The organism is Citrobacter sp. FDAARGOS_156 (genome assembly GCF_001559235.2).
Taxonomy (GTDB): Bacteria; Pseudomonadota; Gammaproteobacteria; order Enterobacterales; family Enterobacteriaceae; genus Citrobacter; species Citrobacter youngae.
In genome coordinates this window covers 636,870-653,576 of record NZ_CP014030.2, presented here as the reverse complement: position 1 = coordinate 653,576, position 16,707 = coordinate 636,870, and the positions used below count along the sequence as shown (strand labels likewise).

Sequence of the window (16,707 nt, the reverse complement as noted above, 5' to 3'; positions counted from 1 at the left end):
TACTGGTTTTCAACTGAACTTTGCCGCTTTTTACTCATTTCTTCTTATAACGCACAAGAAATAGCCAGTCGATGCGCAAACGTTATCGTCAATGCGCAATCTGGCAACAAATTTCGCGCAGTTATTACAACCCCAGCGGTAATCTTTCACGTTAATTCGCGCAAAAAAACGAATGAAGATGCGGAAAATTTTTCGGCTAAAAAACCATCAATCGACTGGCAAATAGACGGGGGTGGCATACACTTACCTTATCGACACAAGCCGGAACCTCCCCTAATGTGCTCGACTGAGGGGTGTTGATGTCGGGGGAAACCCTCCCGTGAACCAGCGGGATAGAGTGAAAGACGAAGACCGGAACCAAACTAAAGCGCCCTCTGTGGCGCTTTAGTTTTATACCCGTATTTAAACCCATCAATCATCTTCCAGCAGGCGCGCCCCGGTCCCCTGCTCACCAAGCTGGTCGCCTGGGTTACGCAACGGGCAATCACTACGCGACAAACAACCGCAACCAATGCATCCATCCAGTTCATCACGCAACGCCACCAGGGTATGAATACGCCGGTCCAGTTCTTCACGCCATTGCGACGAGAGCTGTTTCCACTCTTTGGCGCTGAGCGAATGTCCTTCGGGTAATACCCCTAGCGCGTCGCCAATCGTCGCCAGTGGTATACCGATACGCTGGGCAATCTTGATAATCGCGACATAACGCAACACATCACGTTTGTATCGACGCTGATTGCCGCTGTTGCGCATGCTGCTGATTAACCCTTTGCTTTCATAGAAGTGCAGAGTTGATACCGCGACACCGCTACGTTTTGCGACTTCACCTGGCGTGAGCAGCGCTTTTATCCGGGGTAATTTCTTTTCCATAAATCGCTTTACCTCAAGTTAACTTGAGGAATTATACTCGCCCACAGACAAAACGACGAATCGAATACTGAGAAAGAGGCAGCCCTATGTCCCATCAGCAGATAATTCAGACCCTTATTGAATGGATTGATGAACATATCGATCAACCGCTGAACATTGAGGCGGTGGCGAAAAAATCAGGTTACTCGAAGTGGTATTTACAGAGGATGTTCCGCACGGTGATGCGTCAGACGTTGGGTGACTATATCCGCCAGCGCCGACTTTTGTTAGCCGCCGTGGAACTACGGACGACCGAACGACCTATTTTCGATATTGCGATGGATCTCGGCTATGTGTCGCAACAAACGTTCTCACGCGTGTTCCGCCGCGAGTTTGATCGTACACCCAGCGACTACCGTCATCGCCTGTAGGATTATTGCCCGCTCTGCGTCAGTATGGCGGGCGAGCGCTGTAGCCAGAGCATAAACTCCTGCGGCGGTAACGCTTTCGCAAAATACCACCCCTGACAATACTGAACGCCACGTTCAAGCAGCCATTCCATTTGATCTGCCGTTTCCACCCCTTCAGCAATTGTCTTCAGATGTAAGCTTTGCGCCATTTCGATGATATGTTCGGCAATCAGGTGGCTGGTACTGTTGGTCGCCAGCGTACTAATAAAAGATTTATCAATCTTCAGGATATCCACGTTCAGTGCCGCCAGATTGTGCAGATTGGAATATCCCGTCCCAAAATCATCAAATGCCACTTCATAACCGGCCTGACGGAATGCCTGGATTACCGGAGTCATTTTATGCACATCAATAAATCCACGCTCCGTCACTTCGACCTTAATTTGCTGGGCAGCGACTGAGTAATCACGCGCTTTCTCAGCGATCAGGGCAATCAGTCGGGATGAATGGAAATCAGAAGCTGAGAGGTTAATTGAGATATAAATCTGGGGATGCGCTGAAAGAAAATACCCTAAATCATTGAACACTTCTTCGACCACGTAATCCGTGATACTTTCAATCATGCCTTCTTTTTCAGCCAGCGGAATAAATTCCGTCGGGCTCATGACCTCGCCTTTGCAACCTGGCCAACGCATCAGCGCCTCGGCCCCCACACATTGACCATTCTTGATATCGATGATCGGCTGGTAATGCAGGCGTAGCTGGCGTTTTTCCAGCGCACGCCTTAACAAACGACGAGGGGAATGGTACTGCTGGCGTGTACGCCACCACATCAACAACATCAGAATGCTGCAGATCACCCCAAAGGGGATCGTGAGTGCGGCTTCGTGATAGAAATTTTGATGGACGCGATCGCGGGTCGTCGAAACAATAATCGCGATCGGGCGCTTCTCAGAACGAACGATGGTATAGAACCGATCGTCCAGTTGGAAGGTAGAGGCTTTACCGCGTACCAGCGGCAGAAATTGCTTAACATGCGCCTGATTGCTGGCGGAGAAGAAAGTATCCGTTATCGTGTCATAGACGCCCCACAATAGGCCAGGGTCATCTGACATGACTTCGCTGTAAGATAATGGGTTAATGACAACGACGTAGTTTCCTCTTTGCATATACGTCATGTTGTAGCCAGAGAAAAAAGGCGTATCGCGATAGTAATAGATCGAAACGTCCGGCGTACGTTTATAGTCAGCGGTTGGCATAATATAGGGAACTGACGGTGCCATCGACGTAGAGCACAAAAAACGATCATCTTGTGCATAAATTAGCTCGCTGATATATAAACGCCCGCGAATAATATTCAGCATACTTTTCTGATGGGCAGGGGTACACATCTTACCCTGATACAGCTGAGCCATATCACGCGCTAAATCAGCTTGCTGGATCACCAGTTCCGTTTTATTTAACACCAGTTGAGCAAATGAGTGGAGTTGAGTGCGGGTTTCGGACGTCGCCCGGATATGAGCAAACCATAGCGCCAGCACCACGGGGAGCAATACCACCGTGAGCGTGCCGAGGAGCTTCAGCATCTTGCTTTGCGCACTGAGATTCATGTCAGCCCTATTTCCCTGTTTCGTATATGCCAGTACCCATCAAGGCAGGATGCTATAAACACCAACTGGTTAAGTTGCATGAATCTATCAACATTATCAACAGACGTCTCTATGTAAAAGTCTGATAATAGTGGATGATGATATTATTTTCCCGTAAGGCAAACTTAAAGTTACGCTTATTTTGCAACATCATTATCAAGAAAGAGTAATGTTTTACACGCGTTATACTGGCGGCACGTATAAAACACATTAACTTTTTTAACGATTAATTTCGGATAAAGAAAACAAGTAACATGAATGCATCTTACATAACGCATAATTTATTATTCGTTTATGAATCAAGATAACCATACAATTAACATGGATAAAAACCAGCAAAAATAACGTCAGATACTGGTGAACAAACGAGCAGATGTGATATAGTTCACAGAAATAATGTAACAGAAAAATTGTTTCATTCATGTTATTGCCCGTCGATAGCCAGAGTACCACACCCTCTGTGAATAACCCCGCGCTGTCCTGGGCATCAAGACTTTCTGAGGACGTTTTTCATGGCAACAATAACAACTGGCGTAGTTCTTCTGCGGTGGCAACTGCTCAGCGCAGTACTGATGTTTTTAGCCAGTACGCTCAATATTCGTTTTCGTAAATCAGATTATGTTGGACTGGCCGTTATCAGCAGCAGTTTAGGGCTTGTTTTTGCCTGCTGGTTTGCAACCGGATTACTCGGTATCACCCTGGTAGATGTATCCACTATCTGGAATAACATCGAATCTGTGATGCTCGACGTGATGAGCCATACTCCGCCAGACTGGCCGATGGTGTTGAATTGATAACAGCAGTGTGTCCGACCAGATTATACCCGGTCGGACACGGTTTTAAGCGATAACGATTTTACTGACGTTCCGGTAACCGCTTACCACTCCATCCGGAACCCTGCGTTCACCTGCCAGTTCATATCAATGTCGCCTCCAGCCGATCTTTCCAGGTCAATGTACAGTCGGGAATTATTGTTCTGAGTAAGATGAATATTGGTTCCAATACCGTAGTTAATCCACGAGTCGCTACCTCCCTCACGGACCGTCATGGACGCGTCTTTACCCCACACAGTGACATCACGATCGCCGGCAAACTCATGCAGCAGATCCAGCTTCACATAAATGTCGCTATCCGGGCGTTCCTCAAAGCGATAACCTCCCCGCAATCCGACACGACCAATCACGCTGTCGATATCATTCTGACGTACCCGTAGCCCACTGCTGGTGGTATAACGCGCTTCATCCAATCGGGTATACACGAGTTGCGCTTGCGGTTCGATGAAAGAGGATTCTCCCAGACTAAACTCACGGCCGTATTCTGCGCTGGCGCTAATTGACCACGTGCTGCTATCCGCCCCCCCCATATTGCCGTACACATTTCGGTAGTTAAAATCACTCTCATGGCGGCTATATTTCAGAACCAGATCCAGGTAGTCCTGTTTCTCCGGACGGTTCCATGCAGCATAAAGTGAACCACCGTAGCTCTTGTTATCGCCCGTGCCATAAGTAAAGTCAGCGTTACCTCTCATGTAATGCGCCGCAATGCCTCGCGTCCAGACTGATTGTTCACCCTCTACCTTATTGTCATAACCAAGTTGCCAGAAGCTATACAGGTTTTTGAAGTAGCTGCCATTATCGCTTTCCATTTCACCGCCTTTATAGCGTATCCACAGACCATTTTGCTGTTGGTTCTGGCGTAATTCCCCTAAACGCTTATTCAGGCTGTCGATTTCGAGACGGGCGGTGGCCGCCGCGTAGTTTAACCCGGCATTGGCAATCGCGGTGTTGCTACCCGCACTGGCTTTCGTTGAAATCCCCGTAATATACCAGTTTGTGCCATACTGGCTTGCCGGATCGCCTTCCCGAATATCAGAGCGCAGTAGCGGTTTATAGTCATATACATACTCGTTAGTGATATCGATTTTATCGTACGCTTCAAACATCACATTGCTGGCGGCATCGGCAACCCAGATATCTTCTTGTAGATTGCTGAGCTTATTAATATTTAACGCCTCAATGGCATGAGTTCCCCCCGTGCTACTCTTAACGACTTCGATAAAGTCGCTACCATTACGCCGCTGCTCATCTGTTTTATTTGTATTTACATCAATCAGGAAAATACCGTTGTTGCCTTTCAGATCGTGAATCTTCACGGTTTCGTTGATGCTCTGATTAGTATGCAGGTTAAAACCATGCAGGTTTATCGTCCCGCCGTCTTGCAAGGTGATAGCACTGATCTGAGCGTCTTTACCATCTGGGATCCAGTGGGCATTATTCATCAACGTCAGATTCAAATCTCCCGCCCATTTATTACTGTCGATGTCCAGAACATTCGCTTCGTGCCCATGCCAAAATGATTCTGCACCATTTAGCGTAATATTCATCTGGCTGGTATGAGCATATATTTTATCGCCAAAGTCGATATTCCCCAACAAATTGACCTTATACTCACCTGACTGATTAATATTAACGACGCCACCATCTTTAGCACTAACCGCATCACTTTTTGATGAACCATCAGGATAACCGCTGTTGTTTTCCAGCAGTTCTCTGAAATTACTGGCATAAGTATTAATGTAAATGTTACCACCGTTTGCCGTAATAGTTGAACCTACTCCACGTGCATAGATTCCATTATTTGCCAGCGTAGCATCTTCTCCATCGTTGGTGTGTTCAACCTCTGAACGAACATACACATTGCCGTTTACAGTGATATCCGCACCGCTTCCCGCATACAACGCAGTATTATTATGGGTATACTTAGAGCCAATTAAGAAAGTATTTTTCAGGCTAAAGTTATCAACTTTGACGTTGGTGCCCTGACCTTCGGCGGATAAGCCAAAAAAGGCCAGCCCGGCGCGGTGTTCCTGTTGCGTAGTTCCACTGATATTAACGTTGTAATTACCAATTTGATACTCTCCCGCCTGGTCTTTGGTGATACTGCCAATCTTCACCTCAAGGCCATTACCTTCACCTCGCACAGGGTTATCAATATTTACCGTGATATCATAGTTTTTATCATCAGCAATCGTATCCCGAATGATGATCCCTTCCTGACCACCATTAACATCTATATAATTCAGTTCATAGTTTTTTGCACTCGCAAATCCAGCGCAAACCAACTGCGCTGCGGTAAATGATAGTGCAAAGGGTATTATTGCTTTAGGGTTTATCTTCCTTTGATACATAGTAAGCTCCATAACAAATAGTTTATCAAATCACTTATTAACACCCCACCAATAAAAAGCAGCAAATAATAAATGAATTTTCATCAATGAAGAATTGATAAGCTAAAAGCATTATTTAAAGCCATGTATTAATTTGTCAATATCTACCATGCAGTAAAATACAATTTTTCCATTAAATTAATTGAATATTACTTTCCAGAGAACTATTTCAAGCAGAAAAATCAAACATACGACATATATTCATTAGTTATTTTCGTCATCTTCACAGTTATTATTCGGTAATACCTACATTAATTTTCATTCCCCGTAACCAACAATAAATATTACCGAATATTAGCGTGAATCAGTTCGTATAAAATGAATGATAAAGCTGCGATGATAAACCAGAAAATACCGAATAATTAATTCTGAATAAGAGATGTAAAAAAACCCCGTCGCAACGAGGTTTTCATCAGTACGAACGTTAATACGTTCGGCTATCTTAAAACGGAATATCGTCGTCGAAGTCCATCGGCGGTTCGTTAGACGGCGCTGCCGGAGCGGACTGCTGCGGACGAGACTGTGCGCCGCCGCTGAACTGGTTGCCGCCCTGCGGCTGCTGAGGCTGACCCCAACCACCCTGCTGCTGACCACCACCTGCCGGCGCGCCGCCGCCCTGACGACCACCCAGCATTTGCATGGTGCCGCCAACGTTAACAACGACTTCAGTGGTGTATTTTTCTACGCCGGATTGATCGGTCCATTTGCGGGTACGCAGTTGGCCTTCAATATAGACCTGAGAACCTTTACGCAGATATTCGCTGGCGACTTCCGCCAGTTTGCCAAACAGCACAACACGGTGCCATTCAGTCTGCTCTTTCATTTCGCCGGTCGCTTTATCACGCCAGGATTCGGAAGTAGCCAGCGTAATGTTGGCAACTGCGCCACCATTCGGCATATAGCGTACTTCCGGGTCCTGGCCCAGATTACCGACGAGAATCACCTTGTTTACGCCTCTGCTGGCCATGATCGTGTCTCCTGAAAAACGTTACTGAATAAGTGTAAGCGCGGGATTGTAGCATTTCCAATAGCGCTTTTACTACGTTGCGAAGTTGATTCCAGTAAACAACCTCCGCCAGACATTGTTGCACAGGAACATGCGTTTTGCATTCCAATACTGTATATCCATTCAGGTCAGGTTGTGTCATAATTAACCGTTTGTGATCGCCGGTAGCACCATGCAGCCAGGCAAAAAAGCGTTTAATCCGGGAAAGATGAATGGATAAGATCGAAGTTCGGGGCGCCCGCACCCATAATCTCAAAAACATCAACCTCGTCATCCCGCGCGACAAGCTGATTGTCGTCACCGGGCTTTCGGGCTCAGGCAAATCTTCGCTCGCTTTCGACACCCTATATGCCGAAGGGCAGCGTCGTTACGTTGAATCCCTTTCCGCGTACGCACGTCAGTTTCTGTCGCTGATGGAAAAACCGGACGTCGACCACATTGAGGGGCTCTCTCCTGCCATCTCAATTGAACAAAAATCGACGTCGCATAACCCGCGATCCACGGTAGGTACGATTACCGAAATTCACGACTATCTGCGTCTGCTGTTTGCCCGCGTTGGCGAGCCGCGCTGCCCGGATCACGACGTTCCCCTGGCAGCGCAGACCGTTAGCCAGATGGTGGACAACGTGCTGTCGCAGCCGGAAGGCAAACGTCTGATGCTGCTGGCGCCGGTAATTAAGGAGCGTAAAGGCGAGCACACCAAAACGCTGGAAAACCTGGCGGGCCAGGGCTATATCCGCGCCCGTATCGACGGCGAAGTGTGTGACCTTTCCGATCCGCCCAAGCTTGAGCTGCAAAAGAAACACACCATCGAAGTGGTGATTGACCGCTTTAAAGTCCGTGACGATCTCACCCAACGACTGGCTGAATCCTTTGAAACCGCGCTGGAACTGTCCGGTGGTACGGCGGTGGTCGCCGATATGGACGACCCGAAAGCGGAAGAGCTGCTGTTCTCCGCCAACTTCGCCTGCCCTATCTGCGGCTATAGCATGCGCGAACTGGAACCCCGCCTGTTCTCGTTCAACAACCCGGCAGGTGCATGCCCAACCTGTGATGGTCTCGGCGTGCAGCAGTATTTCGATCCTGACCGGGTGATTCAAAACCCGGAACTGTCGCTGGCCGGTGGCGCCATCCGCGGTTGGGATCGCCGTAACTTCTATTATTTCCAGATGCTTAAGTCGCTGGCGGAACACTATAAGTTCGATGTCGAAGCCCCGTGGGCCAGCCTGAACCCTACTGTGCATAAAGTGGTGCTGTACGGTTCGGGTAAAGAAAATATCGAATTCAAATACATGAACGATCGCGGCGATACGTCCGTACGTCGTCACCCGTTTGAAGGTGTGCTGCACAATATGGAGCGCCGTTATAAAGAGACGGAATCCAGTGCGGTACGCGAAGAATTAGCCAAATTCATCAGTAACCGACCGTGCGCCAGCTGTGAAGGGACGCGTTTACGCCGGGAAGCCCGCCACGTATTTGTCGAAAATACGCCACTGCCCGCGATTTCCGACATGAGCATCGGTCATGCGATGGATTTCTTCAACAACCTGAAGCTTGCAGGTCAGCGGGCGAAGATTGCGGAGAAAATCCTTAAAGAGATTGGCGATCGTCTGAAGTTCCTGGTCAACGTCGGCCTCAACTACCTGACGCTGTCGCGTTCAGCGGAAACGCTCTCCGGCGGCGAAGCTCAGCGTATTCGCCTGGCAAGCCAGATCGGCGCGGGTCTGGTCGGTGTAATGTACGTGCTGGATGAACCGTCTATCGGTCTGCATCAGCGCGATAACGAACGTCTGCTGGGTACGCTTATCCACCTGCGTAACCTGGGTAATACCGTGATTGTGGTCGAGCACGATGAAGATGCGATTCGCGCCGCTGACCACGTTATCGACATCGGCCCCGGCGCGGGCGTTCACGGCGGCCAGGTGGTTGCTGAAGGAACGCTAAAAGATATCATGGCGGTGCCTGAGTCGCTAACCGGCCAGTACATGAGCGGTAAGCGCAAAATTGAAGTACCGAAACAGCGCGTGGCGGCTGACCCGGAAAAAGTGCTGAAGCTCACCGGCGCACGCGGTAACAACCTGAAAGATGTCACTCTGACGCTGCCGGTTGGTTTATTTACCTGCATTACCGGGGTTTCCGGCTCAGGTAAATCGACGCTGATCAACGATACGCTGTTCCCAATTGCGCAGACGGCGCTGAACGGTGCGACGCTGGCGGAACCTGCGCCGTATCGCGATGTTCAGGGTCTGGAACATTTCGACAAAGTCATCGATATTGACCAAAGCCCGATTGGCCGTACGCCGCGCTCTAACCCGGCAACCTACACCGGCGTGTTTACGCCAGTGCGCGAACTGTTTGCCGGCGTGCCGGAGTCACGTGCGCGCGGTTACACGCCAGGCCGTTTCAGCTTTAACGTCCGTGGTGGACGCTGTGAAGCCTGTCAGGGCGACGGCGTGATCAAAGTCGAAATGCATTTCCTGCCGGATATCTACGTGCCGTGCGATCAGTGCAAAGGTAAGCGCTATAACCGCGAAACGCTGGAGATTAAGTACAAGGGCAAGACTATCCACGAAGTGCTGGATATGACGATTGAAGAAGCCCGTGAGTTCTTCGATGCCGTTCCGGCGCTGGCGCGTAAGCTGCAAACGCTGATGGACGTTGGCCTGACGTACATCCGACTGGGTCAGTCCGCAACGACCCTCTCTGGCGGTGAGGCGCAGCGCGTGAAGCTGGCGCGTGAGTTGTCAAAACGCGGTACCGGGCAAACGCTGTATATTCTCGATGAGCCGACCACCGGTCTGCATTTTGCGGATATTCAGCAACTGCTGGACGTGCTGCATCAGCTCCGGGATCAGGGCAACACCATCGTGGTGATTGAGCACAATCTGGACGTGATTAAAACCGCAGACTGGATTGTCGATCTCGGTCCGGAAGGCGGCAGCGGCGGCGGGGAAATTTTAGTCTCCGGCACACCGGAGACGGTCGCTGAATGTGAAGCCTCACACACGGCACGTTTCCTCAAGCCGCTGTTGTAATCCTGCCCTTATCAGGCCTACGGGCACATACCCTGTAGGCCGGATAAATCGCTGGCGACGCCATCCGGCAAAACGGATCAAGGCTGCACCAGCAACCTGCGTTTATCTTCCGGCAAGGTGTTTATGGCCTGCTGGTAAGACGCGTCCACCAGATAATAAATCTGTGAACCCGGCAGCGAGCCGTCAAGATACACCGTGCTCCAGTGCGCTTTATTGAGATGGCGGCTGGGTCGCACGTCTTTATGTTGCTGACGCAGCAATTCTGCCAGTTCAGGGCTGGTTTTCAGAGAGACCGCCGGGCGACCTTCGACCTCTTTGACCATGGCAAAAAGTACATCTTCAACTTTGATTTGCGTGGCTTTCCAGTCACTATGCACGCTCTGCTCCGCACCCGTTTTTGCCATGCAGTATTGCAGCAACTCCGAATTCGTCATCTTTATTCCCCTTACCAGCATATTGCCTAATGAGAACATCTTTTATTCAGTGTGCAGCAAGTCCGCAAAAGGTAAAAGCCAGCAGCGTAAATTTGTTTAAAAAAGCAGCATTTCGTATTCTCAATACTCCGAGTTGACGATCACCTCTTCACCAAACGCGCCAGCCTGCGGCAGGGGTTTATAGGTAGAGTTAGAGGCGCGTAAAATACGGATACCGCGGATTCCTACGTCGCGAGCGGCGGTGATGTCATTGTCGGAGTCACCGTAGAACATGCGGATGCTTTTATCCTGCAACCACTGCGTTTTGGTGTTCTGACCGGGTTTATCACCGGCAAAAATGACCGGATTCATATTGCCGGCCGGGATGTGAAAGTTATCGGCCAGCGTTTTCGATACCGTTTCGGTCTTCGTCTGACTACGCCCGGTCACGAAAAAGATGCTGTCGCCACGACGCACATGCATATCAATCAACTGGCGCGCCACTTCTTTCGGAATACTGAATTCATCCCAGCCATTGTTCATTTTTTCCCAGAAGGCCGGATTCTTCAGGTAATCCTCACTGTCCGGGGAATACGTTTTTTTTCCGCGCCAGAAGCCCGGGCTGGAAAAGAGAACCGTATCATCGATATCAAAGCCAACGGCCATCGGCGGGCGTCCGGTCAGGCTGTTTTCGATTTGTGCCACGGAGACCCAGTGAATGGGGGCCTGCTCAGCGAGTTTTGCAACGTTGGTGCCCGGATTAAGCTGAGAAGGAGAGGAAACTAACGCCTGAGCGGGCTGATTTAACGTGAACAATAAACAAACGGCACTCAGTGCCAGGGTAAACTTGCGCATATTTTTCCCTAAGTAGTCAGTTAGTTATGATTTTTTATTTAACAACTGGTCAAAAAACTATCTGACCTTACCCCCTGGGGGAAGGGAAAGGAAGGATTTTCTCTGGTTTTGTCCAGGAAAAGGAGCATGATCACACAGGAAAGTACGCCTGATGGCGCTCCGCTTATCAGGCCTACAAACTAAAATCCATGTATCCTTGTAGGACAGATAAGGCGTTTACGCGCCATCCGGCATCACACAAAGCCGATTACATGACGGCGGCAAATGCCTTCGCCACGCGCTGCACATTACCGTGATTCAACCCGGCCACGCACATACGTCCGCTGGCTATCAGGTAAACACCAAACTCATCGCGCAGGCGATCGACCTGAGCGGCGCTGAGCCCGGTATAGCTGAACATACCGCGCTGTTGCAGCAGGTAATCAAAGTTACGGCCCGGGATCTCCGCATTCAATACGTTAACCAGTTCCTGACGCATCGCCAGAATGCGGGTACGCATTGCCTCAACTTCCGCCAGCCAGCTCGCTTTCAGCTCTTCATCCCCCAGTACCGCGGCAACCACCTGCGCACCAAAGTTTGGCGGACTGGAGTAGTTCCGGCGCACCGTCGCTTTTAGCTGCCCCAGAACGCGGCTGGCAGCATCGGCGTCTTCACACACCACAGAAAGCCCGCCAACACGTTCGCCATACAATGAGAAAATTTTGGAGAATGAGTTGCTAACCAGAGTTGGTAAACCAGCACTCGCAATCGCACGGATGGCGTACGCATCATCTTCCATTCCGCCACCAAAACCCTGGTAGGCAATGTCGAGGAACGGGATCAGGTCGCGCGCTTTCAGGATCTCAATCACCGCATCCCACTGTGCTGGTGTTAAATCCGCACCCGTGGGGTTATGGCAGCACGGATGCAGCAGCACAATGCTACGCGCCGGTAAGGTATTCAGCGCTGCCAGCAGATCGTTGAAACGCACGCCATTAGTCGCGTTGTCATACCATGGGTAAGTACTTACTTCGAATCCCGCCCCTTCAAAAATCGCGATGTGGTTTTCCCAGGTCGGATCGCTGACCCACACGCCAGAATCAGGGAAATAGCGCTTCAGGAAGTCTGCGCCAACCTTTAGCGCACCGGAGCCGCCCAGCGTCTGAATGGTTGCCACGCGCTGTTGCTGGAGTACCGGATGCTGCGCCCCAAACAGCAACGGCGCAATAGTATGGCGATACGTGTTCAGACCTTCCATCGGCAGATACAGCGAAGCGCCATGCGGTTTGGTATTGAGTCTGGCTTCCGCTTCCGCTACCGCTTTAAGCTGAGGAATAATCCCATCTTCGTTGTAATACAGGCCAATGCTGAGGTTCACTTTGTCGCTACGTGAATCTTCTTTGAACCGCTCCATGAGCGATAAAATCGGGTCGCCGGCGTAGGCGTCAACTTTTTGAAACACGTGTGGTTCTCCAGGTTTACAGGCAGAGGATATGAACACAATAAACCGGAAGCAGGAGAAGATCGAGAGGATGTTGAGAGGAATATTGCCGGATAGCGGCGTAACCGCCTTATCCGGCACATCATGCGCTTAATCGATATACTTCATCGCCACGCGCGACGTCAGGCGCGTAATAAGTTCGTAAGCACTTACTTTCGTCATTTCAGCAATGCGTTCAACGGGCAGGCCTTCCCCCCACAGGATCACCGAATCGCCAGCTTTATCCTGCGCCTCGGGGCCTAAATCGACGCAGATCATATCCATCGCGACGCGGCCGACGATCGGCACTTCACGGCCATTAACCAGCACCGGCGTCCCGGACGGCGCTGCGCGCGGATAACCGTCGCCGTAGCCCATCGCCACCACACCGAGACGCGTGTCGCGCTCGCTTTGCCAGGTTCCACCATAACCAACCGGCTCGCCCGCTTTGTGCTCACGCACCGCAATCAGGCTGGAGGTCAGCGACATCACCGGCTGACAGCCAAAATCGGCGCCGATAGAGTGGTTTTCCAGCGGCGATACGCCGTACAGAATCAGCCCCGGACGCGCCCAGTCGAAGTGGGACTGGGGCCACAGCAAAATACCGCCCGACGCAGCAATTGAACGCTGTCCAGGTTTTCCCTCGCAAAAGCTATTAAAGATATCGAGCTGTTTTTCCGTCGCGCCGCATTCAGGTTCATCCGCGCGCGCAAAGTGGCTGACGATATTAACCGGCTGGCGCACGTTGTCACATTGCGTTAAACGCTGATAAAACGCTTCGGCCTGCTCAGGGCGCACGCCCAGGCGGTGCATCCCCGTGTCGAGCTTCATCCAGACGGTGACCGGTTCAGCCAGTTCTGCGGCTTCCAGGGCTTCAAGCTGCTCCAGGTTGTGGACGGCAGTATGCAGACGCTGCGCGGAGATCGTCGGCAGATCGGCGGCATCAAAAAATCCCTCCAGCAGCAGGATGGGCTGCGTGATCCCTCCCGCTCGCAGCCGCAGGGCTTCTTCAAGACGAGCGACACCAAAAGCGTCCGCATCGGGGAGCGTTCGCGCAGTCTCTAACAGACCGTGGCCGTAAGCGTTCGCTTTCACGACCGCAACCAGTTTGCTGGCAGGAGCCAGTTCACGCAGACGTTGCAGGTTGTGTCGCAGAGCGCGGCGGTTAATGACTACAGTTGCCGCTTGCATTTGTATTCCTTAGAAATTACTCATCATCATATTGAGGACCGGCATAGTTGTCGAAGCGGGACCACTGTCCGTTAAACGTCAGGCGCACCGTACCGATCGGACCGTTACGCTGCTTACCAATAATAATTTCGGCGATGCCTTTTAAGTCACTGTTTTCGTGATAAACCTCATCACGATAGATAAACATGATTAAGTCGGCATCCTGTTCGATGGAGCCGGATTCACGCAGATCCGAGTTGACCGGACGCTTGTCGGCGCGTTGTTCCAGAGAGCGGTTAAGCTGCGATAGCGCTACCACCGGCACATGCAGTTCTTTTGCTAACGCCTTCAGCGAGCGGGAAATTTCAGCAATTTCCAGCGTACGGTTATCGGAGAGCGACGGTACACGCATCAGCTGCAGGTAGTCGATCATGATAAGTCCGATACCGCCATGTTCACGGGCGATACGACGGGCACGCGAGCGCACTTCCGTTGGCGTCAGGCCGGAAGAATCATCAATATAGATGTTTCGTTTCTCCAGCAAAATACCCATTGTTCCGGAAATTCGCGCCCAGTCTTCATCATCCAGTTGACCGGTACGGATTTTGGTCTGGTCCACGCGCGAAAGCGAGGCCAAAGAACGCATCATGATCTGTTCTGAGGGCATTTCAAGACTGAAGATAAGAACCGGCTTATCCTGCAACATCGCCGCATTTTCGACGAGGTTCATTGCAAATGTCGTTTTACCCATCGACGGACGCGCGGCGACGATAATCAAGTCCGACGGCTGTAGACCCGCGGTCTTTTTGTTGAGGTCGTCATAACCGGTGTTTACGCCGGTGACGCCGTCGTGCGGCTGCTGGAACAACTGCTCGATACGCGCGACGGTGGCGTCGAGCACATCGGTGATGTTTTTCGGGCCTTCGTCTTTGTTGGCACGGCTTTCAGCGATTTTAAAGACGCGGGATTCCGCAAGATCCAGCAGGTCTTCACTGGAGCGCCCTTGTGGATCGAAACCAGCTTCTGCAATTTCATGGGCCACCGAAATCATGTCACGAACAACGGCGCGTTCGCGGACGATATCCGCATAAGCACTAATGTTCGCCGCACTTGGCGTGTTTTTAGATAACTCAGCCAGGTAAGCAAAGCCGCCGACGCTGTCCAGTTGTCCCTGAACCTCCAGCGATTCTGCGAGTGTGATCAGGTCGATAGGTTTTCCCATCTCCTGCAGTCGATGCATTTCCGTGAAGATGTGCCGGTGCGGTCGGGTATAGAAATCTTCCGCCACCACGCGCTCGGCCACATCGTCCCAGCGTTCGTTATCCAGCATTAAACCGCCCAACACCGACTGTTCCGCTTCAATCGAGTGCGGCGGTACTTTCAGCCCGGCGACCTGGGGATCGCGCTCACGAGCATCAGTCTGTTGTTTGTTGAAGGGTTTATTTCCTGCCATAGTGAATGGAGTTACCGAGATAATGATTGGGTCGAAAGATTACCACATTTCTTTTGGAGGAAGCATGGCAACGCGTATTGAATTTCACAAGCATGGTGGTCCTGAAGTGCTTCAGGTCGTCGAGTTTACGCCTGCAGATCCGGCAGAGAACGAAATCCAGGTCGAGAACAAAGCGATTGGCATCAACTATATCGACACTTACATCCGCAGTGGTCTTTATCCACCGCCTTCTCTGCCCAGCGGTCTGGGAACCGAAGCCGCCGGCGTAGTCAGCAAAGTGGGGAGCAAAGTGACGCACATTAAAGCTGGCGATCGCGTGGTGTATGCGCAGTCAGCGCTTGGCGCTTACAGCTCAGTGCATAACGTTCCGGCCGATAAAGCCGCCATCCTACCCAACGCTATCTCATTTGAACAAGCCGCAGCCTCATTCCTGAAAGGGTTAACCGTTTTTTATCTGCTGCGTAAAACCTATGAAATTCAGCCTGATGAGCCGTTTTTGTTCCATGCGGCTGCGGGCGGAGTCGGGATGATTGCCTGCCAGTGGGCAAAAGCATTGGGCGCGAAGCTGATTGGTACTGTCGGCAATGCGCAGAAGGCACAAATAGCGCAGCAGGCCGGCGCATGGCAGGTCATTAACTATCGTGAAGAAAGCATAGTTGAGCGAGTGAAAGAGATAACCGGCGGTAAAAAAGTGCGGGTGGTGTATGACTCGGTGGGGAAAGATACCTGGGAAGCCTCGCTGGATTGCCTGCAACGCCGGGGATTGATGGTCAGCTTTGGCAACGCCTCCGGGCCGGTAACCGGCGTTAACTTAGGTATTCTGAATCAGAAAGGCTCCCTGTATGTCACGCGCCCTTCTCTGCAGGGTTACATCACCAACCATCATGAATTAACCGAAGCCAGCAATGAGCTGTTCTCGCTGATTGCCAGCGGGGTGATCAAAGTGGATGTCGCGCCGGGTCAGAAATTTGCGTTAAGTGACGCACAACGGGCCCATGAAGCACTGGAAAGCCGGGCCACGCAGGGATCGAGTTTACTAATCCCATAATGCTTCGACTTCCCCTAAATAATTCAAATTGCAGGAAGGCGGCAATTGAATGAATCCCCAGGAGCTTACTGGAGTAAGTGACTGGGGTGAATGAAAGCAGCCAACACACCTGCGGTTTGAATTATGACGGGGAA

Annotated in this window: 13 protein-coding genes; 4 read left to right on the top strand and 9 right to left on the bottom strand. The window is 51.0% G+C overall.

The window, feature by feature from the left end; all coding sequences use genetic code 11:
* Positions 1-411 precede the first annotated feature (411 nt).
* Positions 412-870 carry a redox-sensitive transcriptional activator SoxR gene (gene soxR / locus AL515_RS03155; RefSeq protein ID WP_003826630.1) on the bottom strand — a complete coding sequence of 153 codons (459 nt, stop codon included), beginning with the start codon at positions 868-870 and terminating at the stop codon, positions 412-414.
* Between the two features lie 86 nt (positions 871-956).
* On the opposite strand from soxR, the gene soxS reads away from it, so the two are divergent.
* Entirely contained in the window at positions 957-1,280 is a 324-nt protein-coding gene (gene soxS / locus AL515_RS03150) for a superoxide response transcriptional regulator SoxS (RefSeq protein ID WP_005132611.1), read from the top strand.
* 2 nt (positions 1,281-1,282) lie between these two features.
* On the opposite strand, the gene AL515_RS03145 is transcribed toward soxS, so the two are convergent.
* On the bottom strand, positions 1,283-2,869 hold the full coding sequence (locus AL515_RS03145) for an EAL domain-containing protein (protein ID WP_048213920.1): 1,587 nt from the start codon (positions 2,867-2,869) through the stop codon (positions 1,283-1,285).
* A 551-nt stretch (positions 2,870-3,420) separates the two neighbouring features.
* Here AL515_RS03145 and AL515_RS03140 point away from each other — a divergent pair.
* Entirely contained in the window at positions 3,421-3,702 is a 282-nt protein-coding gene (locus AL515_RS03140; protein ID WP_061067025.1) for a YjcB family protein, read from the top strand.
* A gap of 83 nt (positions 3,703-3,785) precedes the next feature.
* On the opposite strand, the gene AL515_RS03135 is transcribed toward AL515_RS03140, so the two are convergent.
* The gene (locus AL515_RS03135; RefSeq protein WP_061067024.1) at positions 3,786-6,095 is read right to left on the bottom strand and encodes an autotransporter family protein; all 2,310 of its coding nucleotides are present in this window, start codon (positions 6,093-6,095) and stop codon (positions 3,786-3,788) included.
* Positions 6,096-6,576: 481 nt separating this feature from the next.
* Entirely contained in the window at positions 6,577-7,101 is a 525-nt protein-coding gene (ssb1, locus tag AL515_RS03130) for a single-stranded DNA-binding protein SSB1 (RefSeq protein ID WP_003826621.1), read from the bottom strand.
* 251 nt (positions 7,102-7,352) lie between these two features.
* Here ssb1 and uvrA point away from each other — a divergent pair, with 251 nt between their 5' ends.
* On the top strand, positions 7,353-10,175 hold the full coding sequence (gene uvrA, locus AL515_RS03125) for an excinuclease ABC subunit UvrA (RefSeq protein ID WP_061067023.1): 2,823 nt from the start codon (positions 7,353-7,355) through the stop codon (positions 10,173-10,175).
* 77 nt (positions 10,176-10,252) lie between these two features.
* Here uvrA and AL515_RS03120 read toward each other — a convergent pair whose 3' ends face one another.
* The 5 genes from AL515_RS03120 to dnaB form a co-directional block, all read right to left on the bottom strand.
* On the bottom strand, positions 10,253-10,609 hold the full coding sequence (locus AL515_RS03120) for an MmcQ/YjbR family DNA-binding protein (protein ID WP_048213923.1): 357 nt from the start codon (positions 10,607-10,609) through the stop codon (positions 10,253-10,255).
* A gap of 120 nt (positions 10,610-10,729) precedes the next feature.
* Positions 10,730-11,443 (bottom strand): acid phosphatase AphA, encoded by a 714-nt coding sequence (aphA, locus tag AL515_RS03115; RefSeq protein ID WP_048213924.1) that lies wholly within the window; start codon positions 11,441-11,443, stop codon positions 10,730-10,732.
* Between the two features lie 247 nt (positions 11,444-11,690).
* On the bottom strand, positions 11,691-12,884 hold the full coding sequence (gene tyrB / locus AL515_RS03110; RefSeq protein ID WP_061067022.1) for an aromatic amino acid transaminase: 1,194 nt from the start codon (positions 12,882-12,884) through the stop codon (positions 11,691-11,693).
* A 129-nt stretch (positions 12,885-13,013) separates the two neighbouring features.
* Entirely contained in the window at positions 13,014-14,093 is a 1,080-nt protein-coding gene (gene alr, locus AL515_RS03105; RefSeq protein ID WP_061067021.1) for an alanine racemase, read from the bottom strand.
* Between the two features lie 16 nt (positions 14,094-14,109).
* Positions 14,110-15,525: a replicative DNA helicase gene (dnaB, locus tag AL515_RS03100; protein WP_061067020.1), complete on the bottom strand. Its 1,416-nt coding sequence runs from the start codon at positions 15,523-15,525 to the stop codon at positions 14,110-14,112.
* A 64-nt stretch (positions 15,526-15,589) separates the two neighbouring features.
* Here dnaB and AL515_RS03095 point away from each other — a divergent pair, with 64 nt between their 5' ends.
* Positions 15,590-16,573, top strand: coding sequence for a quinone oxidoreductase (locus AL515_RS03095; RefSeq protein WP_061068789.1), 984 nt, complete (start codon positions 15,590-15,592; stop codon positions 16,571-16,573).
* Positions 16,574-16,707 lie beyond the last annotated feature (134 nt).